The 24,847-nt window shown below is 51.1% G+C and carries 22 protein-coding genes and 1 pseudogene; 7 read left to right on the forward strand and 16 right to left on the reverse strand.

What is annotated here, in order from left to right:
• Window positions 1-25: 25 nt before the first annotated feature.
• From AC0YOA_RS01075 to AC0YOA_RS01105, 7 genes are all read right to left on the reverse strand, one after another.
• Complete coding sequence (locus AC0YOA_RS01075) at window positions 26-796, reverse strand: phytanoyl-CoA dioxygenase family protein (protein WP_475785033.1); 771 nt, start codon at window positions 794-796, stop codon at window positions 26-28.
• A gap of 39 nt (window positions 797-835) precedes the next feature.
• Complete coding sequence (locus AC0YOA_RS01080; RefSeq protein ID WP_475785034.1) at window positions 836-1,711, reverse strand: SMP-30/gluconolactonase/LRE family protein; 876 nt, start codon at window positions 1,709-1,711, stop codon at window positions 836-838.
• A 28-nt stretch (window positions 1,712-1,739) separates the two neighbouring features.
• Window positions 1,740-3,392 (reverse strand): response regulator transcription factor, encoded by a 1,653-nt coding sequence (locus AC0YOA_RS01085; protein ID WP_475785035.1) that lies wholly within the window; start codon window positions 3,390-3,392, stop codon window positions 1,740-1,742.
• Window positions 3,367-5,136: a sensor histidine kinase gene (locus AC0YOA_RS01090; protein WP_475785036.1), complete on the reverse strand. Its 1,770-nt coding sequence runs from the start codon at window positions 5,134-5,136 to the stop codon at window positions 3,367-3,369. Before AC0YOA_RS01090 ends, AC0YOA_RS01085 begins: the two co-directional genes overlap by 26 nt.
• A gap of 79 nt (window positions 5,137-5,215) precedes the next feature.
• Window positions 5,216-6,091, reverse strand: a complete 876-nt coding sequence (locus AC0YOA_RS01095; RefSeq protein ID WP_475785037.1) for a carbohydrate ABC transporter permease — start codon at window positions 6,089-6,091, stop codon at window positions 5,216-5,218.
• Window positions 6,092-6,101: 10 nt separating this feature from the next.
• Complete coding sequence (locus AC0YOA_RS01100) at window positions 6,102-6,998, reverse strand: ABC transporter permease (RefSeq protein WP_475766683.1); 897 nt, start codon at window positions 6,996-6,998, stop codon at window positions 6,102-6,104.
• 30 nt (window positions 6,999-7,028) lie between these two features.
• On the reverse strand, window positions 7,029-8,735 hold the full coding sequence (locus tag AC0YOA_RS01105; protein WP_475785038.1) for an extracellular solute-binding protein: 1,707 nt from the start codon (window positions 8,733-8,735) through the stop codon (window positions 7,029-7,031).
• A gap of 313 nt (window positions 8,736-9,048) precedes the next feature.
• On the opposite strand from AC0YOA_RS01105, the gene AC0YOA_RS01110 reads away from it, so the two are divergent.
• Both AC0YOA_RS01110 and AC0YOA_RS01115 read left to right on the forward strand, forming a co-directional pair.
• Window positions 9,049-9,546 (forward strand): hypothetical protein, encoded by a 498-nt coding sequence (locus AC0YOA_RS01110; protein ID WP_475785039.1) that lies wholly within the window; start codon window positions 9,049-9,051, stop codon window positions 9,544-9,546.
• Between the two features lies 1 nt (window position 9,547).
• A complete protein-coding gene (locus AC0YOA_RS01115; RefSeq protein WP_475785040.1) occupies window positions 9,548-10,168 on the forward strand; it encodes a TetR family transcriptional regulator in 621 nt (206 codons plus the stop codon).
• 50 nt (window positions 10,169-10,218) lie between these two features.
• Here the strand turns inward: AC0YOA_RS01115 and ald are convergent, their stop codons facing one another.
• From ald to AC0YOA_RS01130, 3 genes are all read right to left on the reverse strand, one after another.
• Window positions 10,219-11,352: an alanine dehydrogenase gene (gene ald, locus AC0YOA_RS01120; RefSeq protein ID WP_475785041.1), complete on the reverse strand. Its 1,134-nt coding sequence runs from the start codon at window positions 11,350-11,352 to the stop codon at window positions 10,219-10,221.
• 154 nt (window positions 11,353-11,506) lie between these two features.
• Complete coding sequence (locus tag AC0YOA_RS01125) at window positions 11,507-12,736, reverse strand: PucR family transcriptional regulator (RefSeq protein WP_475785042.1); 1,230 nt, start codon at window positions 12,734-12,736, stop codon at window positions 11,507-11,509.
• Between the two features lie 38 nt (window positions 12,737-12,774).
• Window positions 12,775-14,148 carry a hypothetical protein gene (locus AC0YOA_RS01130; protein ID WP_475785043.1) on the reverse strand — a complete coding sequence of 458 codons (1,374 nt, stop codon included), beginning with the start codon at window positions 14,146-14,148 and terminating at the stop codon, window positions 12,775-12,777.
• Window positions 14,149-14,339: 191 nt separating this feature from the next.
• On the opposite strand from AC0YOA_RS01130, the gene AC0YOA_RS01135 reads away from it, so the two are divergent.
• From AC0YOA_RS01135 to AC0YOA_RS01150, 4 genes are read left to right on the forward strand one after another with little or no spacing between them, the layout of a single operon-like run.
• The gene (locus AC0YOA_RS01135) at window positions 14,340-15,740 is read left to right on the forward strand and encodes a spore germination protein (protein ID WP_475785777.1); all 1,401 of its coding nucleotides are present in this window, start codon (window positions 14,340-14,342) and stop codon (window positions 15,738-15,740) included.
• A 14-nt stretch (window positions 15,741-15,754) separates the two neighbouring features.
• Complete coding sequence (locus tag AC0YOA_RS01140; RefSeq protein WP_475785044.1) at window positions 15,755-16,882, forward strand: Ger(x)C family spore germination protein; 1,128 nt, start codon at window positions 15,755-15,757, stop codon at window positions 16,880-16,882.
• 13 nt (window positions 16,883-16,895) lie between these two features.
• Window positions 16,896-17,999 (forward strand): GerAB/ArcD/ProY family transporter, encoded by a 1,104-nt coding sequence (locus AC0YOA_RS01145; RefSeq protein WP_475785045.1) that lies wholly within the window; start codon window positions 16,896-16,898, stop codon window positions 17,997-17,999.
• Window positions 17,996-18,193 carry a hypothetical protein gene (locus AC0YOA_RS01150; RefSeq protein ID WP_475766667.1) on the forward strand — a complete coding sequence of 66 codons (198 nt, stop codon included), beginning with the start codon at window positions 17,996-17,998 and terminating at the stop codon, window positions 18,191-18,193. The genes AC0YOA_RS01145 and AC0YOA_RS01150 overlap by 4 nt, the downstream gene beginning before the upstream one ends.
• Window positions 18,194-18,261: 68 nt before the next feature.
• Here AC0YOA_RS01150 and AC0YOA_RS01155 read toward each other — a convergent pair whose 3' ends face one another.
• The 5 genes from AC0YOA_RS01155 to AC0YOA_RS01175 form a co-directional block, all read right to left on the reverse strand.
• Window positions 18,262-18,927: an SDR family NAD(P)-dependent oxidoreductase gene (locus AC0YOA_RS01155; protein ID WP_475785778.1), complete on the reverse strand. Its 666-nt coding sequence runs from the start codon at window positions 18,925-18,927 to the stop codon at window positions 18,262-18,264.
• Between the two features lie 110 nt (window positions 18,928-19,037).
• Window positions 19,038-19,607, reverse strand: a complete 570-nt coding sequence (locus tag AC0YOA_RS01160; protein WP_475785046.1) for a YdeI/OmpD-associated family protein — start codon at window positions 19,605-19,607, stop codon at window positions 19,038-19,040.
• A 165-nt stretch (window positions 19,608-19,772) separates the two neighbouring features.
• The gene (locus tag AC0YOA_RS01165; protein ID WP_475785047.1) at window positions 19,773-19,964 is read right to left on the reverse strand and encodes a YgaP family membrane protein; all 192 of its coding nucleotides are present in this window, start codon (window positions 19,962-19,964) and stop codon (window positions 19,773-19,775) included.
• 103 nt (window positions 19,965-20,067) lie between these two features.
• Window positions 20,068-20,739 carry a Crp/Fnr family transcriptional regulator gene (locus tag AC0YOA_RS01170; RefSeq protein WP_475785048.1) on the reverse strand — a complete coding sequence of 224 codons (672 nt, stop codon included), beginning with the start codon at window positions 20,737-20,739 and terminating at the stop codon, window positions 20,068-20,070.
• A 155-nt stretch (window positions 20,740-20,894) separates the two neighbouring features.
• Window positions 20,895-22,499: an alkaline phosphatase family protein gene (locus AC0YOA_RS01175; protein WP_475785049.1), complete on the reverse strand. Its 1,605-nt coding sequence runs from the start codon at window positions 22,497-22,499 to the stop codon at window positions 20,895-20,897.
• Window positions 22,500-22,724: 225 nt separating this feature from the next.
• Between AC0YOA_RS01175 and AC0YOA_RS01180 the strand changes: the two genes are divergently transcribed.
• Window positions 22,725-24,383: a CBM96 family carbohydrate-binding protein gene (locus tag AC0YOA_RS01180; protein ID WP_475785050.1), complete on the forward strand. Its 1,659-nt coding sequence runs from the start codon at window positions 22,725-22,727 to the stop codon at window positions 24,381-24,383.
• A 131-nt stretch (window positions 24,384-24,514) separates the two neighbouring features.
• Here the strand turns inward: AC0YOA_RS01180 and AC0YOA_RS01185 are convergent.
• Window positions 24,515-24,840, reverse strand: a pseudogene (locus AC0YOA_RS01185) (fructose-bisphosphatase class II); the annotation flags it as partial.
• Between the last annotated feature and the right edge of the window lie 7 nt (window positions 24,841-24,847).

Genomic DNA, 24,847 nt, shown 5'->3' on the forward strand with positions numbered 1-24,847 from the left:
CTCTATTTTGTTAATCCGCGGCTTGTCAGCTGCTTGTGGATAGCAGCATCGGCTGCATGCCCGGCCAGTGCCGCCACATATCGATAAGCGGCGCCTTCCAGTCATTCTTGCGGTCGATATGATCGACCCGGAAGTACAGGGAATAGCGGATGCGCTCGGATGCGTTCATCCCCCCTGCATGGATAAGTTGATAATGTGTAAGGATCAAATCTCCAGGCTCCCCCGTAATCTGCACCGGCTTGGGTAGAGGCACATTGGTTGACCGGTGGATCGTCTGAAACCCTTCATCCTGGAATAAAATCTCGGGTCCATGCTCGCGGAAATAGGCCTCATATGCCCGATGAGTTCCCGGATACACAGTAAAATTCCCCCTGTGCTGCCCGGTTTGATCGCTTAGGATAAGTCCGACAAGGGCAGTGAAGTTCTGGGCAATGCCATCTTTGACGCGAAGAACGCCGTCCAGATGCGCACCATGATGATCATCCACAGGATGATCCGGATAATCAGGGAAACGAAGCGCAATTTGTCCGAGCTGAACAGGATGATAGCTGTCTTCCCCGACAAGTGAATCGACAAGCGCTTTGGCTGGTGTTTTGTTAAACAAATCCGTAATGATCTGCTCCGTCTCCAGTTCTCTGCAGTAGTTGGCCCCGCGATGATCAGCCGGAATGCCTTTGCCGATCGAATGATTAATCGCCTTCATGGCCTGCTCTACCATGATCCTGGGCACCACGCCCGGCACCTTGACATAGCCCTGCTCCAGAAGCTGCTTCTTCTGCTCATACGTTAATTGCATTTGATTGCCTCCTTGGAATTTAGGATCATCATTTCATGGTCATGAGCCGAACGGATAGCTCGGCAGCCCTTGTACCCCTGGCTTCAAGCGGAAAATTCCGCCTGACAGCGGCCGCTGTCGAAGCTCTTCTTCGGGCAGCCCCGTCCTTGCCGTCGTAATGTAGAGCTCATCAAGCAGGTCTCCGCCAAAAACGCAAGAGGTTACCCGCGCGGCAGGCACCTCCACTTTAAGCAGCCGCTCTCCGGTTTCCGGATTGAAGCGGGATACGCAGTAACCGTCCCACTGTGCGATCCAGAGCATGCCCTCCATGTCCGTTGTCATGCCGTCCGGCGATCCCTCGCCCTCCGGAATCGTGATGATGACGCGCCCTTCTCCAAGCCGCCCGGTATCGAGGTCAAAGGGATAAGCCCTGACCTGTCTCGTCGGTGAATCGATATAATACATCATTGTGTGATCAGGACTCCACGTGATGCCATTGGAGCAGGTAATGCCTGGCACCTTCTTCTCGATGTCTCCATTCGGATATAGGCAGTATAAAGCACCGCCCGGACTCCGCTCGGTCAGCTCCATCGTACCCGCCCAGAACCTTCCCATTGCATCGCATTTTCCATCGTTAAACCGGTTGGCCGCTATCCCCGCCTCCGGGTCGCCAATCGGGTGCAGCAGGCCGCTTGCGGGATCGAACCGGAAGAAACCGTCCCTGGCGGCAATAACAAATCCGTTATTCCGGTCAGGCACGACCGCCCCGACATACTGGCCAATCTCGTATTTCAGGTCCGTTCCCGACCCGGGATCGAAGATATGGATCTGCGATTCCATAATGTCCACCCAGTAGAGCAGCCCTTTGCCGGCATCCCAGCTGGGACCTTCGCCAAGCGTCGCCCTGGCGTCCAACACCAATTCCAAATTGTCCATGTCGCATCCCCTTCTCAAATACAGATAATTATTGCACTGCGCGGTCGTCACGAAAATGCTGCGGTGTCATCCCGTAATGATTCTTGAATACCTTGGAGAAATATGTGGCGTTCTGATAACCGAGCGAATAAGCGACATCCATGATTTTATGGTCGCTGCTTCTCAGCAGCTGAGCGGCTTTCTCCATCCGCAGCTTCAGCAGATAATGACCGATGCTCTGGCCGGTTTCAAGCTTATAGACTCTGGATAGATATGCGGGATGCAGAAAAACATGATCGGCAATGGATTGAATCGACACGTCCTCCGATAGCTTCCGGTTGATGAAAGCATGAATGCGCTCAACGATTCCTGAACGATTGTCTTTCATTTCCCGCTCCAAATGATTCTGGATCCTCTCGAAGACCCGCACTGCCCAGCCTTGCAGATTGGGCGGTGCGCGGTGCAGCGGATTACAAATGGGCTCGGCGTCTTCCCCGAGGAGCTCGGCTAATGAGAGGCCGCTCTTATGTACGATATAGGCGGCAGAGCTGGACAACAACAGAAAAACCTCCAGATGATGCTCGGCAGACACTTCCTGAAGCTGTTCCACTTCCCCGAATATTGCCCGAAGCTTCACCTGTACCGCATCCCAGCGCCCGGCATCCAGCAAATGCTGCAGGAGAGGCGGCTCATACAGGCTGGATAATGATTGCATCCGGGTCCTTGCTTCGCATTCGCGGGCAGCCATGATCATAATGATCTCCCGGTCCCGGCCCAGACGCTCGCGGACCATGGCGAGCAGCTGCTGGTAAAGACCAGCCATATCCGCCGGGAAAATCGCCCATTCTCCAACGACGATCGAGATCCCTCCTTTGAGATAAACCTTCACTTTGCCCTGGATCTGTATGGCAAACTGTTCGAGCAGTTTCTGCCGGACTTCTTCCCCGTTTGCCAGCCCAGTAAGTTCACCGTATTTTTCGGCAGTCAACTTTACGCAGAACACCAGGTGATCGTTAACGTCCTTGCACGACCATAGCTCAAACACGCCTTGGCTGAGCTCTTCCGCAATATTGCCGATCGCATATTCCAGCAGCGACAAGCTCTGAAAGTCATGGCGGGCGAACTCCTCTTCCAACCGCACCAGTATCATGGAGAAAGCATCGCCCGATCCGAACGATAATTCAAACAGCTCCAGTTTTTCATGCAAAGCGTCAGATGTCATCCTCTTGCCCTGCAGAAGCTCGCTGAGCAGATTACCCTTAAGCAGGGGAAGATGGTCACGAAGCGCCGATTGCGCCCGCTGGAATGAACTGATGCTTTCCCATTCACTCTGGATTTGCCCGATAACGCGTTCCACCACCTGCATGAGATCGCTCTCGCGTATGGGCTTAAGCAAGTAGTCCACGGTATGATTTTGAAGCGCCTGCTTGGCGTAATCGAAATCCGCGAATCCGGATAGAATAAGGCACTTGACCCTGCTCCACCGTTCTGCAATCCTTTTTACGAGTTCCAGACCAGACATGCCGGGCATGCGGATATCGGTGATGACAATATGAATCGGGTGTGCCTCCAGAAGCGTCAGTGCTTCGGGAGCGGAGCAGGCTTTATGAATTTCTGCGATCTGAAGCGTCTCCCACGGCATAGTCAGCATCAAATTATCCACGACCGCTTCTTCGTCATCCACAATAAGCAGCTGATACATCGCTCTCCCCCTCCGCTTGATATCTCCTCCAGGCAAGGACGACCCTGACCCCTCCGGTCGGCAATACATTGATATCCAGACCGGAACCCTCGCCGTATTGGTAGCCAAGCCGTTGATGGACATTCCACATGCCGCATCCCATCTCTTCGTCCATGCTCCGTTTCAAGCTCCCTTTGAGCTCGCGTAAAACCTCTTGACTCATGCCAACTCCGTTATCCTCCACGATTACATAATGATAATCGGCATCCTGCCGGCAATGAATCCGGATCGTCCCGCTGCCGGGTTTATTTTCTATGCCGTGGACAACTGCATTTTCCACAATGGGCTGGATAATCAGCCGGGGTACCGTCAGCTCCATCATATGCGGCGGAGCATGAATCTCATAGTTGAACCGTTTCATCCGCATTTGCTGAATTTCCAGGTAATTCTCTACGAATCCCAGCTCGCCGCGAAGCGAAACGCTCTGCTTCTCGACACGGGTAGTATAACGGTAATACTCGCCAAGATTCAGCGCCATAGTCTCGGCAAGATCAAGCACGCCCAGCCGGATCATGCTTTGAATATAAAACAGGCAGTTATACAGAAAATGGGGATTGATCTGTGACTGCAGCTGCTTCAGCGTTGCCTCGCGCGTCTGGATCTTCTCCAAATATGCTTTTTCCACCAGCACCTGAATCTCCTGCGCCATCTCATTGAATCTGGAGAACACGAATGAAAATTCGCTTGCCCGGCGAGGGTACATCCGTATGGAGAAATTGCCCCGCTTCATCTCCCTGAGGCTGTGTATAAGCTGTTTTATCGGAATCTGGACATTGCGATACAGCATCAGCAGCGCAAGTATGCTCAGGATGAGAAGCAGGCAGACGGACATGTAAAATAAGTTCCGCACCTCATGAATCGGATTCAGAATCTGCTCAATGGGCACGTAATCGACGACATACCAATTCAGGCGCGAAATGAGCGCAACACTGATCATATAATTCTGACCGTCAAGCGTTATCGTCTCGGCCTCTGCATCCCGAAAAGTCCTGCCCACCAGGGCTTGCTTCAGCGCATGGACGAGCTTCTCATCCGATGAGCGGTTCGTTATCAGCCCCTGGGAGGGGTTGAACAGGAACGGATCGTCGCCGCCATTGCGCTTGAAATCATCCATCATCTTGCGAAGATTATCCACAGGGAAGGTGGTCTGAATGATGACATTGGCTTCCCCGGGATGAAGGTACATGGAGAATGGCTCTACGGTATACCTGCTGAAATAATCGTTATTCTGCCCAAGCTCCCTGCTTTTCGGGTGCAGCTTCCAGTCTGTCGTCGACACGTCCTGCATGAAAGCCTTGCGGTCGAAGGGAGCTTCCGAGCCGGTTGTGATCGCCAGATCGCTCGCAGGCAAGTACAACGTGATCCGGTTCTGATAGCTCGATGAGATGCTGCCAAGCAGGAGCTTCTCATAAATGGTGTTGATCGTTTTATCCCGGTCATACCCGCTGCTTGCGTTTATTGCGTTTTGAAATTCAAGCACATCGGAATCCCGCATAAGCTGCATGGAATACATCGACAGCTGCTCGATCTGTGTATTTACCTGATTCATGAAGACGGAGAGCTGCTTCAGCTTGGATTTGCGGATTTCATCCTCGACCAGCCGTGTGCTCCGGTTATTCACATACGTGAATATGATAAGAATCGGGATGAGCAAGCAGCAAATGAGAATGGCGATTTTTCCGAAGATGCTGAACTTAATCCGCATGCCCGCAGCCACCCTTCCGTTGAAAGTGCTTTCACGTCCAATTGTACCAAGCTATCCTTGCCTTCGTATAGACCCTTTCTTACTCTTTGACCGAACCAAGCGTCATTCCGTGTACGAAATATTTCTGCAGAAACGGATAAACCACCAGCACCGGCAGAGCGGAAATGAAGATCAGCGACGCTTTGAGCGTCCGGTCGGATAAATTCGAGAATTCCCTCGGGTCCATACTGAGCTTCGTGAAATCCGTTGAGGCAACGACCGTCTGCAGGAAGGTGGACATCGGGTAGTTCCGGAAGTCGGACATATAAATTAATCCGTCGAACCAGGAATTCCAATTCCCAACGATCGTAAACAAACCGATTGTAGCCAGAGACGGCAGGGATATGGGCAGGTAGATTTTGAGAAGGGTCATAAAATGTCCGGCACCATCAATCAGCGCCGCTTCCTCCAGCTCCTTCGGTATACCGCGGAAAAAGTTCATCATCAGCACAATATTGAAAACATTCACAGCCGACGGAAGAATCAGCGCCGCAAGCGTGTTGTTTAACCCCAGATGGTAGACGACGAGATAAGACGGAATCAGCCCTCCGTTGAACAGCATGGTAAATACAATGATCCAGGCATACAGCGAACGTCCGCGGAATACACGGTCTTCTTTGGAAAGCGCATAGGCCGCCGTGCAGGTAAGCGTCATAGTCAGCAATGTGCTTAACGTTGTCCGTTCCACCGCGATCCAGAACGACCGGATAAAATTCGCATTGTCGAAGGTTTTCGCATAGGCGCTCAGGGTGAATTTCACCGGCCAGAACGTAACCATTCCCGCATCGGCCGGCTCCTTGGAACTGAAGGAAATAGCCAGTACATTGAGCAGCGGCGCAATACAAAGAAGGGCGAGGAATGCAAGAAAGACCATGTTAAGCCAGGTGAATATGCGATAGGATGGCGTGCTGTGCATGGTATCCTCCTTAGAAAATTCTGTAGTTGGCCACTTTCTTGGCTGCCCCGTAGGTCATCACGATCAGGATGAAACCGACCACGGACTTGAAGAGCCCCACAGCAGTCGCAAAGCTGTAATTGGAACCCTGCAAACCCACCCGATAAACGAATGTGTCGATGATATCCCCCTTTTCATAAACGAGCGGGGAATATAGGTTGAAGATTTGATCAAAGCCTGCATTTAGTATATTGCCCAGAGATAGCGTCGCCAGGACGACGGTAATCGGCAGCAAGGATGGTATGGTAATCCGAATGGTCTGCTGCCAACGGTTCGCCCCGTCAATGCTTGATGCCTCATAAAGAGACGGGTTTATCCCTGTGAGCGCGGCCAGATATACAATCGTCGAGAATCCGAATTCCTTCCAGATATCGCTGATCACCACAGTCGCCCGGAACCAGTTGCCATCACTGAGAAACATGACCGGTTCCACGCCGAACACGGATCCGAGCAGACGGTTAACCAGTCCCTGCATCGAGAGAATATCGGTCAGTATTCCGCCTAATATGACCCAAGAGAGGAAATGCGGCAGATACACCAATGACTGGATGGTGCGTTTGAAGACCATTTTCCTGACTTCATTGAGCAATAGAGCAAACACAAAAGGCACGAACAGGCCGCCAACGATTTTCATAAAAGAAATCACGAAGGTATTCCAGATAACCTGAACGCTGTCCCTGTAAGTAAACATATATACGAAGTGGTCAAAGCCGACCCAAGGTGAACCCGTAAAGCCAAGCCATGGCTTATAATCCTGGAATGAAATAACCAACCCCAGTATCGGCACATAGTTGAAAATGATCAGGAATACAAGCGTTGGCAGCAGAAGGATGTGCAGCTGCCATGTTTTTTGCAGATAAACCTTCATCAGCGTCAGCACCTTATCCTTTAAATATTCTTACTTCACACTTACCGCCTGCCACCATTCATTGACTTCTTTCGTGATCTCGTCCCCGCCCCCGGCTTTCCATTCCTGAACAAAACGGTCAAACTCATCGACCGGCGCTTTGCCGTATACGATTTTGATGAATGTCTCCTTCTCATTCTTTTCCAGGAGCTCCGCCTTCGAGCTCATCGTATTGGTGCTGGCGCCTGTAAAGTTATTCGCAATACTCTTCCCGATCAGATCGTCGTTGATGACCAGTCCCTCCAGTACCGGTTTGGGATCCTGCGCCCTCGATTGCAAGTATGGCGTGGAGACATCCCCTGCAAGTACCTTTTTCACCAAATCGTCTTTGGAGAATTGTCCCGCGGATACTCCGCCAACGATCGGAACAGGCGCATTCTTGCCCGGCAGCGATTCCTTCGGCAGGAGCTTGCCATCCTGCAATTTGTAGTCGTAATCCTCCGAATACCCGTATTTAAAAGGGGAATCCGGATCAAGGAACGCCGGTCCGTATAGGACGTCAAAATAACTGAAGAAGGCTTCATATTCCTTGAATTCTTTGCTGAATACCATAAAACCGTTTGCGCCTGCGGTTGATTTGCGGGCAACTTGGCCGCCGGCGCCTTCTGGGAATTTGATAGGCGCATAGGTGGCTCCCTTCACATTGGCTGTCACGTCCTGCAGCGGCCAGCCGCCCATCCATGCAGGTCCGGCAATGATGCCCGCCTTGCCCTTCTGCCACCATTCGGCTGCTTTGTAGGCGTCATTCAATGACAAATCCTGAGCCAGGTAGCCTTTGGCATACCAGTCATGCAGCTTGGCAAGTCCTTGCTTGATTGATGGCTGCACGGACGAATACTGAAGCGAGCCGTCGGAACCCTTCGTCCAGATGCCTGGAATCTCATTGCCGAAGGAACCAAATACCCAATCCGTCGAGGCCATCCAATCAAAGAGTGAATCCTTGCCGGCCACTGCGAGCGCGATCGTATCCTTCTTGCCATTGCCGTCCGGGTCCCGGGTTACGAACGCCTCCATCACCTTCTCCAGCTCATCGAACGTTTGTGGAATTTCCATCCCGACCTTCTGCAGCCAATCTGTCCGGATCCACAATATATTATCGAACTGATGGGTCCAGATGAACGGAATGCCATACCGCTTTCCATTAATCGTAACGGAGTTCCATACATCGCTGTTCTCCGCGTACAGATTCTTGAGCCGCTCGGAGGCGTATTTGCCGAACATCTCGTCAACAGGCTGGATATTGCCGGAATCGACGAGATCCTTCAGAAGCACCTTGTCGCCGAAGTTCAGCACATCCGGCAGCGTCTCGCCGCTTGACATGGCCAGCTTGATCTTATTTTCCAGTGTTTCACCCTGCTTGGCGACAACCCACTGGTATTTCAAATCGATTCCAAGATTGTCGTGGGCCCAGCGGATCATCGGGGTATTGTCAATCGAATCCCCATTCACGAACTTCGTGTCTCCGCCGATCCATGCACCAGTAGTAATCGTTACCGGCGGACTGAATTTGCCGTCCTTCATCGTGGAGCCCCCCTCATTGGACGGCAAGTTCTCCGCATCTCCGGCAGCATTCCCATCTGCCGCAGGAATGCTCTCTGCTCCCGGCGGTTCCCCCTTCGCACAACCGGCCAGCAGCAAAATACCGCTTAATAAGAGAACCGAGGCAATTGTAAAGACTTTTCCCTTCCATCCCTTCACGCTGATTCCTCCAATTCAGTTATTTCTATCGAATCTATTCTGAATTGTAAGTAAACGCTATCGGTTTGTAACCTATAAAAAAACTGACCTGGGTGTAAAAATCATGACTTCTTAGTGTTGAGGCGCTTCCCGCTTCAATTAGAAGAGTCCCGATTTGTATATAGTAGTTCTGCGATGCAATGTGCCACTATTAATAAAGTTTCCTTTAAGACGCCTATTGACACAGGAAGCTTCACAAGTTATATTCTGATTAATCGATCAAATATTTATTTTATCGATCAAATAATTTATCAAAGAATGGATGGTGCTCCACATGAATGAAGAAAACGGGGAACAGCGGGGAACCGGGGAGCCGGACTGGAATGCAAAGCTGCTGCCGCTCATTAGTGCGTTGGCCGGTATTGTCGTCTTGTGGGCGACCTGGTTTTTCTACAATAATGCGCTGGACGATCCCGGATTTCCCTGGTATCGTTGGATACAGCCGGTCCTGATGCTGCTTGGCGGCGTTATGTGCCTTATTGCGGCGGTATTATTGCTGATGCGCAGGGATTCCGGCCGGGATCTACTGCGTATGGCCGTTGTCATCATTCCGGCTATACTCGCTATAAGATTGCTGATTGTCGGCATTCTCTTCCTCGTGAAGCTTGTCAGCAAGCTTTTCGACGGGACAGTAAATGACTGGTTTAGCGGTATAAATGATTTGAATCCCGTCAAAATTGGCATTAACATTGCTGTAGTGGCGGTCGTTATCCTGTTTGTCCTGTGGGGTAAGGCCGCCTCTAAAGCCAAACAGACAACCAAGGAGAAATAGCATGACCAAAAAAGCGGACGAAAAACAATCATTCATCACCGAGGCGAGACGCACACAAATTGTCGATGCAGCGATCACCACGCTGGATGAGATCGGCTACGTCCATGCAAGTCTCGCCCAAATCGCCAAAAGAGCCGGAATCAGCACCGCTTTGATCTCTTACCATTTTAAAGACAAAAACGATTTGATGGACCAGACGCTGATCATGCTGGTCACCGATGCCGCAGCTTATGTATTGGAAAGAACCCGGGCTGCAGCAACCGCCCGGGAAAAGCTGCACAGCTTTATCGCCGCAAGTCTCGCTTATCAGGCTACGCGTCCCAAGCACAACACCGCGTTGATCGAGATTGTTTTTCATGCCCAGACGCCTGATAATATTCCCTACTATAAGCTGAGCGACGATGAAGAGGAGCCGCTTCTTCATGAGCTTCATCAGATCTTGTACGATGGGCAATCGAGCGGGGAATTTCGTGAATTCAATGTTCATGTCATGGCGAGCGTTATTCAGGGGGCCATTGGAGAATATATGGCGCATTCGGGCATTGCCGGCAAAGTCGACCTGGAGTCGTATAACGCGGAGCTGGCAGTTCTATTCGATAAAGCGGTTCTTGGCAATAAATAAGGACCGCCAACCAGGAAGGTCAGCGGACCTGACTGTAAATCATACAGCGATCAGGCTGTCGGGCGGGCTGCGGCCACTTCCATGACCGGAACGTACCTGAGCTTCATCTCGCGGGCGACCGCTTCGTGGGTAATGGAGCCGCAGGCGGTATTGATGCCGCGGGCCAGCGATTCGTCAGACGCCGCGGCTGCAGCGATTCCCTGACCGGCGATCTTCAGCGCGTAAGGCAGCGTCGCATTCTCCAACGCGAGCGCCGAGGTGCGGGGAACGGCGCCCGGCATGTTCGCCACGGCATAATGAACAACTCCGTGCTTCACATATGTCGGATCGGAGTGGGTCGTAATCCGGTCGACGGTCTCGATGGAGCCGCCTTGATCGATAGCCACATCGACGATGACTGAACCGGGCGCCATCCTCTTGACCATTTCCTCGCTGACCAGCCTCGGAGCCCTTGCGCCTGGAATGAGAACCGCTCCGATCAGCAGGTCAGCCTTGTGAACCGCCCGTTCCAGCTCGTATGGATTTGACATCAGCGTCGTGACCTGGCCAGTGAACAGATCGTCGATCGTCCGCAGCCGTTCCGCGCTCACATCCAGCACCGTAACGCGGGCTCCCGCTCCCAATGCCCGTTTGGCGGCATTCATTCCGACCATACCTCCTCCCACGATCACGACTTCGCCCGGCTGAACTCCGGGTACGCTTCCCAGCAGGATCCCCTTGCCTCCATGCGTCTTCTCCAGAAATTGCGCGCCGATCTGCACCGCCATGCGTCCCGCCACTTCGCTCATTGGCGAAAGTAGTGGCAGCGAGCGGTTGTCCAGCTGAACCGTCTCGAATGCGACGCCCCATACTTCCCGATCCAGCAACGCACGGGTCAATTCCGGTTCCGGAGCCAGGTGCAGATAAGCGAAGAGAATCAAATTTTTCCGAAAATAACCGTATTCCTCCGGCAGTGGTTCCTTGACCTTCATGATCATATCCGCGTGGCCCCATACCTCTGCAGCCTTGTCCAGAATCCTCGCTCCCCGGGTTATGTATTCCGCATCGGCAAAGCCGCTGCCGGTACCGGCCGAACTTTCCAGCAGTACCTGATGTCCTTGCCGGGTCAATGCACTCACACCTGCGGGCGTTAAAGCTACCCTGCTCTCGTTATTCTTGATCTCTCTGGGCACGCCAATTATCATTTGAATCATCCTCCAACTGGTAAGTTATAATGATTTGAACCCAGTATATAGGAGAAGAAATTTTTCCACATCGTGGCGCACATAGAAAATGCCGGACAGATTTTGTGAAATTCCACAAACCTTCGCCCGGCATAGCCGTCTGATTGAATGATCTTCAACCGCCGCTCTGCAAATACAGGAAAGCGGCGACTTTGTCCGCCATGCTTTTCAGATTGATGCCGCTGATTTCATTCATCCGCACCATCCGGTAGCCAAGCGTATTCGGATGGATATGCAGCCTCTCGGCCGCTTCGCGGACGCCGCAGTCGCAGTCAAGCAGCACGGAGAGCGTATGGGTCAAATCCGCCTGATGCTCGCGGTCATATTCACGCAGAAGCTTGACATGGGAATTCACAATACCTTCCGCTTCAATCGTCTCCGCTATAGCGGGCAGGTAATGCCGGTAGCCCAGCTCTTCATAGACGAGCTCCTGGACTGAAGCCCGCGGAAACCTTCTGCGGATGCCGATCACCTTGAGCGCTTCCGCATAGCTGCGCGGGGCCAGGCTGTACTCCCCTGCCGCCAATCCGCCGGCTCCGACCGTTGCCTGCACATCCGGAAACGCCCTGGCAAGCCGGTCGGCCAAATGTTCCAGCGATGCCTTCCATTCTCCCGGGCTGCTGAGCATCTTCGCATCACCGGCAAGGAACACTACGCGCTCCCCGACTGCTGCATAGGCAAGACTGTAGAGGCCTGTCTCCTCCTCAATCACTCCGGCGGCCTGATTAAGGAGCGGCCATACGGCCGAAGCGTCGAGATTGAAGTCGACTGCAGCAATGCGGTAATATTCGGGCAGCGGTCGCTTCAGGCAGCCGGATTGGTGCCGGATCTCGGCCTCCGTAGCAAAATACCCTTCAACGAGCCGGCTCAGGAACATATCCTGGCTCAGATCGGAGCGCCAGCGCGATTCCGTCTGACGCTGCAGCTCGCCCGCGATGGAACCGGCTGCCCGGCGCAGCTTCTCCATATCTGACTCTGACAGAGGCTGGTCTGTCTCAGCCGCCCAAATATAGCCGATGACGCGTTTGCCGCTTCTAACGGCGATGGCCACGCGGGAACCAAGGCCAATCTCTTCATTCGCTTCGATACGCTGCGGACCTTCTTCCTTCTGTAATCTCCGGATGACTCCGCCCTCATGGAAGCTGCGGATGACATGCTCGGGCACCCTCCGGCTCATAATCGTCGCGATCCGGATCGCATCCGTGCTTCCGCTGTGCATGCTGTATGCCAGCACGCGGTGCTCCGCATCCTCGATTGTAACCGGGCATTGCAGCATATGGCTGATCTCGTCGGCCCGGCGCTCCAGCCAGCCGATGTTGCCTGCCGGAGATTCTGCAAATGTCATCGCCCTCACCTTTCCTCTCGCTGAATGTTTCTTGCTGCTTATGACCTGAGGCTGATTCCATGCTCCGACAGATGCGCGCGCAAAAAGGAGAAGACGAATACCTGGGTAGGACGTCCTCTCCCCGCTTTGCGCACTTCCGCCTGCTCTGCCAGACCGGCGTCCGCCCATTGCACCAGCAGACGGTTCGCGCTGCGTGTCGTCAAATCCAGCAGTCCCGCCAGCTCGCCGGCGGTATAGTCCAGCTTGCCATGCCGCGATGCGGAGGCGAACAGGCGGCTTAAGTACGCTGTCGTCAGTCCCGCCTCCTCCGCCGTCTTCAATAACGACGAGTCGCCAAAGCTGAGATCGTACTGAATCGGCTCGGACATTTCGAGCGGCCCGATGAAGGTTTGATCCTCACGGACGATGAAACAGGTGCCTCCACCCGCATCTTTCGTGCTGCGCAGAGCGGCCCGGGCGTTCGTTCCTGCCGCATTGGCCGATACGCCGAAGCCGATGCCGACGCTAAGCGACAGTCCGAACCGTTTCTGGGCTTTCGAGGCAAGCGAGATATATTTGTACCCGCCTGTTTCCCGTTCGAACAGTCCGCGGGTCGTGAAGAACAGGAATTCATTGGGACCAAGCGGCGTCAGGCAGCCGTCCAGCTGTTCGATAAAATCGAGCATGGTCCGCTCCACGTCGAGCCGCAGCTTCTGTACCTCGTGCTCGGAGCTGCAGCTGCGTATGACAGCGTCGAAGTTGTCGATGACAACCATGCCGACAACGATTTGCGATTCCTTGCTTCTCCTGGTTTCCGTGGACAGCAGGGCACGCTCCAGGGCAACGACGATATCGTTGTCGGCCGGCTCCATATAGGCACAGGGAATACCGATCGTCTCCAGACGCTCGGCAACGCGGCGGTTCGCCGTCAATGCCGCCGAGCTTGTCCCATCCTGATAATGCCGGAGGTGGAACTGGTACATCTCATCTGCCGAGGACCCGTCTGTCTGGCGAATGCTTATCATTCGCATCGAACCAGGTTCGGTCCCATTGATCATGTGCCTGATCATGTCCTCCGGAAAAGTATCGACCGTCACGCCCTCAAGCGTGGCCGATCCCTGCGCAGCCTGCATCAGCAGCCGGCACAGCGCCTTGAAGAAGCCCGCGCCCGATAACGGCAAATAATGCATCGGTACGGCCGATGGCAGTCTCTCCTTCACAAGCCTGAAAGTATCCGGGTCGGTCATGAAAAGCACCTCCACTTCGCCAAGCAGCCCGGCTGCGCTGCGGATCATATCCTCGACATGCTCCGTCTGACGAATAATGGGCCGGAACGATGGAAAAGACCGCAGAACGCGGAGAATGGGTTCCATCAGCTCGGGAGCGCCTATGAGGCCGATTGGAATATCTTTGTTAGTATGAAGCTCCAGCATGAAGAGGGCTCCTCCAGTCGAAAGCGGTAATGCGCTTTTTTCTATATCATAAGTGGCACAGCCGCTCCAGTGCAACTGCTCGCCGCATAATATTTCCTGAATTGGATAATGATAAACAAAACCGCAAGCTGGCTGGTTAGGAGGGCATCATCCTGATTCTCAAAGACACGGGCAGACAGGTCGTCGATCAAATTAAGGAACGGCTCGGACAATCGCCGGATTTTGTCAGCCATGAATTCGAGCTGATTTCCGGTTTGAGCTTATCCTGCCTCTATATCTCAACAATCGTATCCTCGGAACAGATTGACGAATTCATTTTAAAGCCTGTAATGGTACGAAGTCAGGGGGCGGAACCGCCGCATGACCCTATCGAGTGGTTGAAATCTTTCATACCCAGGGTGCAATCGAGAGAATGCTCGGGGGCCTCTGAAGGCATTCGCAATCTTCTTGAAGGACACTGCCTGCTTATTCCTGCCTTCAGCGATTACTATCTTAGCTACGATGTAGCCCAGTCACAGGCGCGAAGCGTATCCGAACCTGCAACAGAGGCCTCCATCCGCGGTCCGCGGGAAGGCTTCGTCGAAGATATCGAGCGGAATGTCGCATTAATCCGTAAAAGATTGAAATCCGAGCATCTGGTGTTTGAGCAATTGGTGATCGGAACTGAAACCCAGACCCAGGTCTATCTGACCTACATCGATAACATAGCGTCGGTGCAAACCGTGGATGAATTCCGCAGACGGCTCAAGTCCATTCATACGGACAGTATTCTGGAGAGTTCTTATATCGAAGAGTGGATTCAAGACACTTCGTTGTCGCCGTTTCCTCAGCTCATCAGCACGGAGCGTCCGGATTCGGTCACAGCCAAGCTGCTGGAAGGCCAGATCGGAGTCATTACGGATGGCACGCCGATTGTGCTTATCGGACCGATTACCTTTTTTCAGCTCTTCACTTCGCCGGAAGATTATTACCAACGGGCGGATATCGCTACGCTGTCGCGCTGGTTGCGGATGCTTTCTTTCCTGCTCTCCATATTCGTGCCTGCTCTCTACATCGCGGTGGTAAGCTATCATCAGGAGCTCCTTCCTACTTCACTGCTAATCAGCTTGGCCGCGCAGCGCGAGGAAGTGCCCTTCCCAGCTTTTGTCGAAGCTGCGATCATGATCATTACCTTCGAGATTTTACGCGAAGCGGGACTGCGCATGCCGCGGATTGCCGGACAATCCATATCGATCGTGGGAGCGCTTGTGCTGGGCCAGGCTGCAGTGGAAGCGGGACTTGTCTCGGCTGCTATGGTCATTGTCGTTTCACTGACGGCCATCTCCAATTTCGTCTCACCCAACTACAGCTTCGGGATTTCCCAGAGACTCGTACAGTTCGCATTTATGATTCTGGCCGGATTAATGGGTTTATTCGGTTTAATGTGCGGCGTCTTTTTTCTCCTGGTGCATCTTGCTTCATTGCGATCGTTTGGCGTGAAATATCTCACCCCGCTGGCCCCCGTCGTCTTCTCTGACTGGAAAGATACGCTGGTTCGGGTTCCACGGTTTATGATGAAGCGATTTCCCAAAAAACGGATGGTCGATAAATAAGAAGGTGCCTTGATATGAGAGTTGTATTCATCGCTGTGCTCATGCTGGTGTTGTGTACCGGCTGCTGGGATTTGAAAGAAATCAATTCACTTGCGATTGTAAGCCTGGCTGGAGTCGATAAAGATCCGGAGTCTGGTGACCTTCTCGCCTATTACCAGGTCATTAATCCGACCGGTCTGTCAACCAGACAAAGCGCTGCGACGAAAGCTGCTGTGTATACCTTTCACTTTAGGGATTTTAGCCACGGAAGATTCACGGAGCAGACAGGCACCTCTATGCCAAGGCGGTTTTTTACGGCCCATCTGCAGAGCTACTTGATATCCGAACGCTATGCCCGGGAAGGGATATTGGATCTGATCAATTTTATCGAGCTTAACCCCGAACGCCGGTCAAGTCTGATTGTTTTTATTACGGATAGTCCAATGCACACGGTCATGAACAGCTTCACGCCTTTGGACAGAGTACCGGGCCGGTTTATCCGCTCCTTGTCGAATCAATACAAACCCAACTTTAGTATGAGTGTTTATCCTATCCGGTTCAAAGACTTGGCCAAGGATATTAATCTTCATACGCCAACCGTCCTGCCCATCATTCATTATCATGGAGAGAAGCCATCTTCCAATAGCGACAGAGTGGAAGAAATCGATGCAAGCGAAGACGGAATCAGCTTCAAAATAGGAGCCGTGCTCATCCATTCCCGTATGGTTGGCAAAATCGACGAGCAAACGAAGATCCTGTTCTTCATCATGAATAAAAAGTACAGAGAACTGACAGAAACTGTGGAAATCAAGGGCAAGCACGTAGATGTCACTGCGAAGAATTTAAATGTTAAACGCAAATGGATCAAGCCTGCATCGGAGCTTTCTTTCCAAATTACTGGCGACCTGAAAATATTGAACAACCAGCAAACGAGCAAGATGACGGTACAGAATCTGCATTTAATCGAGGAGGCATTTAACCGGAAGCTGGAAGAAAAGGTGCTCGCATTGGATCGGATGGGCAAAACAAAAGGCTGGGATATGCTCGGCATCCAGGATAATGGCGGTAACGAAAAAACATGGCGTCAGACCAAGGTCACGATTAAGGTCAACTCCAGGATGACAACGACCGGGAACACCAGTACACCATACATTGAAGAATAGAGGGAGCCAATAGATGGAGAACGCTCAATTGAGTGGGTGGCAGTTATTTAATCTGACCTTTGTATACATCATCGGCACCTCGTTTATCCTGCTGCCGGGGAGCCTCATTGCGAGTGGCAAACAGTACGGCTGGCTTATAATTGTCTGGGCTGCTCTATATGGCCTGATATTGTCCTGCTTCTGGTTGTATTTGTCCAGCCGGTTTCCCGGGATGAGCATTGTTCAAATCGCAGTGCAGGTGCTTGGCAAATGGGCCGGGGGATTGATTTCCCTCCTGTACATCCTTTTCTTCATCCAAGTCGCATCCTGGGTAACGCGCAACCTCAGTGATTTCATGCATATCAATCTGATGCCCCGGACACCGCTGTCGATCTTCAATATCATGATCCTGCTCGTATGTGCGTATGCGGTTGTGAAAGGAATCGAAACCATCGCTATGGTGAGCGAGTTTTTGGCTCCAATTGTTAATCTGGCATTCTGGATTCCCTTCTCGGTGATGATCAGAGAATGGGATTGGCAGAATTTCAACGTTCCTGGCGTCTTTCATCCTTGGGACACGCTCATCCATACCCGCTATGCGCTTGCTTTTCCCTTTATGGAGACTGTCATTTTTATGATGATATTTCCATTTGCCCAGCGCCGGTTAAAAGTTATATTCCTGTCGGGAATCGGGGGTGCGGGACTCCTTCTCAGCATGTGTGTGTTTTTTACGATTGGCATTCTGGGAGTAGAGCGCAGTTCTCACCTTATCTATCCCGTATTTATCATCTTTCGCGAAATGCAGTTTACGAATTTCGTCGAGCATTTGGAATCGATTATTTCCGTGAACATCCTTCTTATCGTCTGCCTTAAATTAAGCCTGCTGTTTTACTGCGCGGTACTTGCCTTATGCCAGCTGTTCCAGATTAAAGAGCGAGCCGTTGTAGCCTATCCGCTGGTATGGATCATTTCCGCCTATTCCCTGTTGTTCAAAAACATTGTCGAGAACGTCGATTGGATCCAGAAGTACTTATTCAATTACTACACGCTATATGCGATCGCGTTCCCCGCCATTCTCATTGTATGCTCATGGCTGAGGAAGACAAATCATTCGCAGGGAAGTGAAACGGCGACATGAGCCTGATGATTTTTTTATTCATCTTGTTTCTGGCAGCCGGTATATGGATGATGCGGTCCAATCAATCAGGCAAGAAGGATAAAGCGCTTTTTGTCAGCATTACGACGCTTGGCGCCGCTCTCTGGGGAAGCATCATCGTCCGTCATCCGTTCGATTTGAATAAGTTGATCGCCTGGATGTTTTATTGGCAGTGAAACAAGAAAAAGAACATCCTCACGTTATGCTGCAGAGGATGTTCTTTTTCTTGCCATACATCTGATTATTAATTCAAGTGCTGCATAACGCCTTGAGGATAAGTTTCTTCATTTACCGTCTTCTGTTCATAGAGATTGTACCAGGCTTCTGCAACGTAATCAGGGTCAAAATTAGTTCCTCGTCTTATTAACGGGCTGATGGAGAGATGGCCTACATAAATCCCCTTCGGCGACAGCTTGTCGTGAAGATTCAAAACATAATTCCGCAGGCCCGCCATCGCGATCCCCACGTTGCCGAAGATAGGACTGGGATTCATCGCCGACAGATCGGTTGTGAACAATAAAGCCCCGCTTCCTCTCTCAACCATTCCGGGTATGACTTGTCTTGCACTGTTGACAGCCCCGAGAACCAGATTATTGTAAGCTTGAATAACAGACTCATCAGTCGTGTCCAGTATCGAGGTGACCGGCATATTACCGCTGTGAGGGCTGTACTCAAGGACATCAATGGAACCATATGTATGATGAATACGCTGAAGAGCTTGAAGGAGCTGATTCTTATTGGTTATATCGGCTGCGAATCCTGCTGCCTCAATTCCCATTTCCTTTAACTGCTCACAGTATTGATCCAGCTTCTCCTGTGTTCGCGACACCAGCGCAACTTGAAAACCATGATTGCCGAATTTCTTGGCTAATGAAAGTCCAAGACCTGGACCTGCTCCGATGATTGCCATAGTTTGCAAAATGAATCACTCCTCCCGATGACTTTTATCTGGGTTAATTTACCATTATTCAGACCTATTATATCATTTATGTACCTTAAGATAAATAATTATTTTTTATCTTAGTAATCCAGAAGGCGTCCGTTATCATGCCATTGACCGTACATTTTGTTTTCTTTAGTATTTGTTATGAATTTATCTAATCTGCTCTCAAATAATACCGGCTGATTTATATTGCTTTGTATCGTGTCGATCCGAACTCTTTTATAAAGATCTGAGAATGCCATAAAATTCTCATATACTTGCTTATCCTCTTTTAGCCTTTGCTCTATAACCCTGTCTATTTTAAAAGAATCGCTGCCCATGTCAGGAAGCACCTTTCTTCCTTCGTCTTGCATTAATCCCAGCTTTTCGAGGCGGCGGACACGTTCTTTATTCAATTCGGTCCATGAACTCTTTTTACTTCTGGGAGACAGTCTCTGCGCCAGCCCCGTTTCAGATAATTTCTTTTTGACTCCATCGATCCATCCAAAGCACAAAGATTCTTCGACCGCGTCCAGATATAACAGAGTATCGGGGTGAGGCGTCATACTGACGACTACCCAACAAAATTTTTCTGTCTTACAATTCTCCTGTAACCAATTCCTCAAATCTTCTCTCGATTTTACTGTAATCAGCTTTTCAATTTCCATCGATAACATAACATGCTCCTTTCCAGGTCGCCCTCCTATTGACAAGGCAATGTATGTGAATCATTTCTGAGAACATGATATAAGAAGAAGTATGACAACAGACTGTCATACTTCCTCACAAAACTGGAATGCGCGCCACCCGAAAACCATATTACCTGATATGATTTAACGAATCCTGCAGGTATTGCGTCCAAGCAGTTGATTGATGGCGCATCTTTGCGCGAGTCCCGTGAACAGGAACGGCAGCGAAACCAACCCGGTCAGCTTCCAGTAACCGGGCATAAAATAAAACAGCGACAATAATGCGATACCCAGCACGATACGAATAAAACGATCTGCTCCTCCAACATTTTTCATGACCAGCGGCTCCTCTCATTTCGATTTGTTTATCTCGCTTCCACAAGACGATAATAACAAATTGAACAAGAGCCATCCGTAACAATGTCACATAACGAGCCAATTACTCTACATACACTTTGAGCCCTTCCCGTCTGATATCGGAAATTCTTCCCCGGGACACGTTAAGGAGACCTTCCTTCTGCAAGGATTTCAAGGTCCGGCTGATCACTTCCCTGGCCGTTCCCAGCTCTACGGACAAGGTATCATGGGTTATGGCAAGACTGTCGCTCCCATCCTCTGTCATCAGGACAAGGTATTCGGCAACCCGTCCGCGGATGGATTTGAAATTGATGCTGTCCAGAAGATTGGACATAATGAATAACCGCTTGGCGAACATTTTGAAAATAAACTGTCTGAAGCTTTTGTACCGGTCCATCCAATCCCTGAATATATGTACCGGAATGGCGAGCACAACGCTCGGGCTCTCCACGCAGGCCGAGGCTTCATATTCGCTCTCGCCCAGGATGCTGGCCATCATAAGGGGGCAGCACTCGCCGCCGTTGATTCTGTAGAGGGTGATCTCTCTTCCGCTGCTGCTGATTTTATACATTCTTACCGTGCCTTCGAGAATGAGAACCGCATACTCCAGAAACTGGCCTTCGTCAATGACATGATTGGGCTGAGTCTCCATGATCGCGATCCCCTCTTCGCTCCAATCCTGAATGGAAATATCGGCTAAGCTCGGGAAGAGCGCGGTTATATGAGAAACATGCTGCAGGATATCGGAAGACATGAATTCCATCCTTTCAAAAATCAGGTTTAATCGTTCCATCATTATCGAAATTAGGAATATAGCATGTCTCCTGAGAAATTGCAACCGCAGAACACTTCGATTTGCCCCGGAAATTCCGGGGAATGAATGTCAAAAACCCGGGGATCCCTCCCGGGCTAATGGTTAATTTGCGTTTTTTTCTTTAACAGCTCAAGCAAATATGCCTTTAAATCAACCATTCGCAAATATTGCGGCTGCTTATTGGTTCCGCTGATGATCAAGGGGACAAGCGATTCCCGTTTGCGGATAGAGCCGTGACCCCCGCCACCCATATGAGTCGGAGAGCTTCTGTCCGCCAGTTCGTAACCCGGCTTGGCCGTGACAACCAGAAATTCGCCTTGATGCGAATTCAACGCGCCTGACAGCCGTTTCAGCACATCGGGGTATTCACCGTAAGCCAGGGAATGCCCGGCAGCATACACCTTCAGATCCAGTACCTCATTGTCCTGCTCGACCTTCCACGATTGATGATAGGGATCGGTTAGATCTCCGTCTGCTTTGAATCGGAGCTGTTTGGCGGATGCCCCTTGCTGCGCGTATATCCAGCCCTCTTCCTTCCATGCAATCAGATCGATGCGCGGATCTTTTTGTAATCCTTCTGCCACGTCTCTTATCGGACGGTCTGCATGTACGGCATACACATAAGCCATTGTTTCATTGACGGCGAGGACAATGTCGATCCCCTTATCCACGGTTTCTCCGGGATTTAACACACTCGCGTCTTCAAACATATTGTGGATGTTGATTACCGGATTCTGCGCATCAGGCAGGATCTGGGTCATTCCGCTGTCGCCGGCAATGATAATGACCGCGTCCTTCAAGGCTTGTTCCGGCGAGCCGAATGCCTGAAGCAGGGATTGAAGCTGCTGATCCACCTTAATGACCCCATTCTGCTCGGAAGGGCCGTTGCGGTGAAGCTTGCGGTCCAAGTCAGGCAGGTATACATACAAAAAATCCGGCAGTTTATTTGATGTAATCAAATATTTGACGGCTTCCACAGCAAAGTCATTATTGAATCCCATTTTATTGATCAAACCATCGGGCAGATTGATGGAGCCTTCAAAGGGATTGGACAATGAACCCAGGGCCAGTATATCCGGTCCTTTCACCTTAATTTCCCTGGGCAAAGAGGTTGGGCCCTGCACCCATGCCGGAATTGATATTGTATGATTGGACATTCCCCGGTAGACCAGCCCGTTGATTGACCCGGATGTCAGCCCCTGCCTGGCCAAATCCTCATAGATCGTGGGCAGCTTGCTGTTTAAGTGACTCCCGTTTAAATGGATCAATGCATCGGCCAGTACCGGATTGATTCCCTGTCTGGCCACTTCCATCGGTCCGGTCCCGTAATTGATCAGTTTCTTGAGGCCGGCTGAGTACCAGGTGAGACCCGGCACATGATGATCATCGGGGTATTTTCCGGTAATCAGGGAGCTGTCGATCGTGACGGACATCGTGGGAAACGAGCTTACAAGCTCTCTGTAATATTGACCATGTTCGATTAGAAATTCAATAGCCGGAAGCTTGTGCTGACGGATTCCCCGGTCGATTGCTTCAGGCATCAAGGAATCCACCAGCAGCAAAATGACCTTTTTCGGATTGTCTTTGTCTGCGGATTTAATCCGCATCAAATCCTGTTCTTCCTGCTTCGGGTTGCGGCATCCGATCATCAAGAGCAGCATCAGGATCGCCAGTACGATTCGGTTCTCTTTTTTCAGCATGACCAATACACCCACTTTATGTATATTTTGCCGCTGGGCTCTGAATGTTATACGGGGCATTTAATGTCATGATCTGTTTGAATCGGATAAATTGGCGACAATTTTGCACTGTGCAGAAGACCGTTTTCGCGGTACGCTCCATACTTAACTTTGATACCTTAATGGGTGAAGGGGGTGAAGGCGCTTATTGAATAAAAATCCGCTCATTAAGGAGGAATTTTGTTAATGCGCAAAAAGTACATGGTCATGCTGATAGTCTTCATGCTTTTTACAATGACGCTATATCAAGGCGGTCCAGTCGCTGAGGCGGCTGCGATCACAACCATCACTCCTTCTGCCGATACGGATACACAAAGTGACGGTACTGCCGGCACAAATGCGAATTTGTATGCCAGTCAATGGAACAGCATTTTCACAAAATTCAGTTTGACTGGCTTATCCGGAACGGTAACGAATGCGAAGGTCCGAATTTATCATTCCTCACATGTCCTCAACCATACCCTGATCGTTAGCGGCGCGTCGACGGAAAGCTGGAACGAAGGCGGAGCGAAGCCAAGCCTCGGAACGCAAATCGCCAGTCAAACGGTTACAGGCAGCGGCTACTATGAATTCGATGTCACCTCTGCCGTTCAAAACAAGCTCAGCGCATCGCAATCTTCCTTGACGCTGGGCTTCGGCACCAATATCGGAACATGGGAACAATACCAGTCCCGGGAAAGCGGGAATAAGCCGCAGCTTGTCATCACAACAGACAACAATGGCGGCGGTACTGGCACGATGAAGATCGGCACCAACTTCTGGTTCCTTGCTTCATGGAGTGGAGAAACACCATTCAAAACCAGCGTAAACTGGTCGACCGCGTATGCAAGCGGGACGGATATTTGGAATCCTGTCTTTATCAGCGAGCTGGCTCCGTATTCGACCCTCCGGTTCATGGATTGGGGAGGAACGAATAACTCCAAAATCCAGACCTGGTCGCAGCGGAGGCTGCCGACAGATCCCGGAAACAGCGATATCGGTTATATCGGGTCGGGTGATCCGATGAAAGCGGGTCTCGCCTACGAATGGATGATTGATCTATGCAACAGGACAAATAAGGATATGTGGATCAACCTGCCTCATCTGACCGACGATTCGTATGCACAGCAGCTCGCAACGCTCATCAAGCAGAAGCTCAACACCAATTTGAAAGTGTATGTCGAATATTCCAATGAAACCTGGAACGGGGGATTCACGCAGTTCCAGTATACCCTCGACCAAGGCGTCATCAATGGTCTGCCGGGCTCCAATCAATGGTATCAGGGCGGCGCATTCAGTCTGTACCGCTCAGTTCATATCTGGCAGCAGTTCGCCAATATCTTCGGCAACCAATTGTCTTCAAGAGTCGTGAGAGTAGCCTCGTTCAGCGGCAACTATGATATATTCGATCAGAGCTACAACAGCGTCATCAACAGCACCGCCTGGAACCCGACTAGTCAAAAAGCGGATTTATTTGCCATTGCGCCATATGTCGGCAGCGGCCTTGACGGAGCAAGCCCGAATATTCAAAGCGCGTTCCATCAGGATATTGATGCAACGTTCAACGACCGGGTACTGCCTGCCGTGACGATCGCTCAAAAATATCATGTCCCGCTTGGCACCTATGAGGGCGGACAGCATTTGCTGGTCAATGCCGACCAGTGGAGCGACAATCCGGACATTTATAACGAGTACACCTACATGCTGAATAAATTCGCACCTTATTTCACTCTCTTCAGCCATTACACGAATGCTGGAACCTGGTCGACGGGCGGAGCTTGGGGCGCCAAGCAATTTACCGGGCAACCGGCTGCGAATGCGCCAAAATACCGGGCAATTGCCGATTGGATCGCGTCCCATCCATGATATGAAAGCAGCTGCTTCACGGAAAAAAAGCGGTTGAGGAGGATGTAACCCTGCTCAGCCGCTTTTCGATTTTCGTTTATGTCTGCAAGCCCCGCACGGAGATTGCGATTCATCCAAACTGTATGGATTAATTACGGTGTCTGACCTGATATGTTTGCAGAGCTTCCTATTTGCTGCAGGTTTTTGTTCGGCAAATAATGGATCGCCTTGATAAAACGAATGGTTCTCGTTTTGGCGCGCATTACCATCGAATGAGTTTCCGCGTGTTGATCAGGAGGTATCGTACACCCTTGAGAAACTCGCCATCCGTCACGCCGGTGGCCGAGAAAATCACATCATCGTCCCCGACCAAATCCTCCATAGACAGGACTTTGAGCGGATCCAGAATCCCCATCTCGATGCAGCGGTCGTATTGCGCTTGATTCTCGGGCATCAATCTGCCCTGGAACTCACCGCCTCCTGTA

The organism is Paenibacillus sp. JT22N12 (assembly GCF_056269365.1).

Excerpts from the sequence above, each read along its gene's own strand:
- AC0YOA_RS01075 (WP_475785033.1), bottom strand. The coding sequence starts at position 796 with ATGCAATTAACGTATGAGCAGAAGAAGCAGCTTCTGGAGCAGGGCTAT.
- AC0YOA_RS01080 (WP_475785034.1), bottom strand. The coding sequence starts at position 1,711 with ATGGACAATTTGGAATTGGTGTTGGACGCCAGGGCGACGCTTGGCGAA.
- AC0YOA_RS01085 (WP_475785035.1), bottom strand. The coding sequence starts at position 3,392 with ATGTATCAGCTGCTTATTGTGGATGACGAAGAAGCGGTCGTGGATAAT.
- AC0YOA_RS01090 (WP_475785036.1), bottom strand. The coding sequence starts at position 5,136 with ATGCGGATTAAGTTCAGCATCTTCGGAAAAATCGCCATTCTCATTTGC.
- AC0YOA_RS01095 (WP_475785037.1), bottom strand. The coding sequence starts at position 6,091 with ATGCACAGCACGCCATCCTATCGCATATTCACCTGGCTTAACATGGTC.
- AC0YOA_RS01100 (WP_475766683.1), bottom strand. The coding sequence starts at position 6,998 with ATGAAGGTTTATCTGCAAAAAACATGGCAGCTGCACATCCTTCTGCTG.
- AC0YOA_RS01110 (WP_475785039.1), top strand. The coding sequence starts at position 9,049 with ATGAATGAAGAAAACGGGGAACAGCGGGGAACCGGGGAGCCGGACTGG.
- AC0YOA_RS01115 (WP_475785040.1), top strand. The coding sequence starts at position 9,548 with ATGACCAAAAAAGCGGACGAAAAACAATCATTCATCACCGAGGCGAGA.
- ald (WP_475785041.1), bottom strand. The coding sequence starts at position 11,352 with ATGATAATTGGCGTGCCCAGAGAGATCAAGAATAACGAGAGCAGGGTA.
- AC0YOA_RS01125 (WP_475785042.1), bottom strand. The coding sequence starts at position 12,736 with ATGACATTTGCAGAATCTCCGGCAGGCAACATCGGCTGGCTGGAGCGC.
- AC0YOA_RS01130 (WP_475785043.1), bottom strand. The coding sequence starts at position 14,148 with ATGCTGGAGCTTCATACTAACAAAGATATTCCAATCGGCCTCATAGGC.
- AC0YOA_RS01140 (WP_475785044.1), top strand. The coding sequence starts at position 15,755 with ATGAGAGTTGTATTCATCGCTGTGCTCATGCTGGTGTTGTGTACCGGC.
- AC0YOA_RS01145 (WP_475785045.1), top strand. The coding sequence starts at position 16,896 with ATGGAGAACGCTCAATTGAGTGGGTGGCAGTTATTTAATCTGACCTTT.
- AC0YOA_RS01150 (WP_475766667.1), top strand. The coding sequence starts at position 17,996 with ATGAGCCTGATGATTTTTTTATTCATCTTGTTTCTGGCAGCCGGTATA.
- AC0YOA_RS01155 (WP_475785778.1), bottom strand. The coding sequence starts at position 18,927 with ATGGCAATCATCGGAGCAGGTCCAGGTCTTGGACTTTCATTAGCCAAG.
- AC0YOA_RS01160 (WP_475785046.1), bottom strand. The coding sequence starts at position 19,607 with ATGGAAATTGAAAAGCTGATTACAGTAAAATCGAGAGAAGATTTGAGG.
- AC0YOA_RS01165 (WP_475785047.1), bottom strand. The coding sequence starts at position 19,964 with ATGAAAAATGTTGGAGGAGCAGATCGTTTTATTCGTATCGTGCTGGGT.
- AC0YOA_RS01170 (WP_475785048.1), bottom strand. The coding sequence starts at position 20,739 with ATGTCTTCCGATATCCTGCAGCATGTTTCTCATATAACCGCGCTCTTC.
- AC0YOA_RS01175 (WP_475785049.1), bottom strand. The coding sequence starts at position 22,499 with ATGCTGAAAAAAGAGAACCGAATCGTACTGGCGATCCTGATGCTGCTC.
- AC0YOA_RS01180 (WP_475785050.1), top strand. The coding sequence starts at position 22,725 with ATGCGCAAAAAGTACATGGTCATGCTGATAGTCTTCATGCTTTTTACA.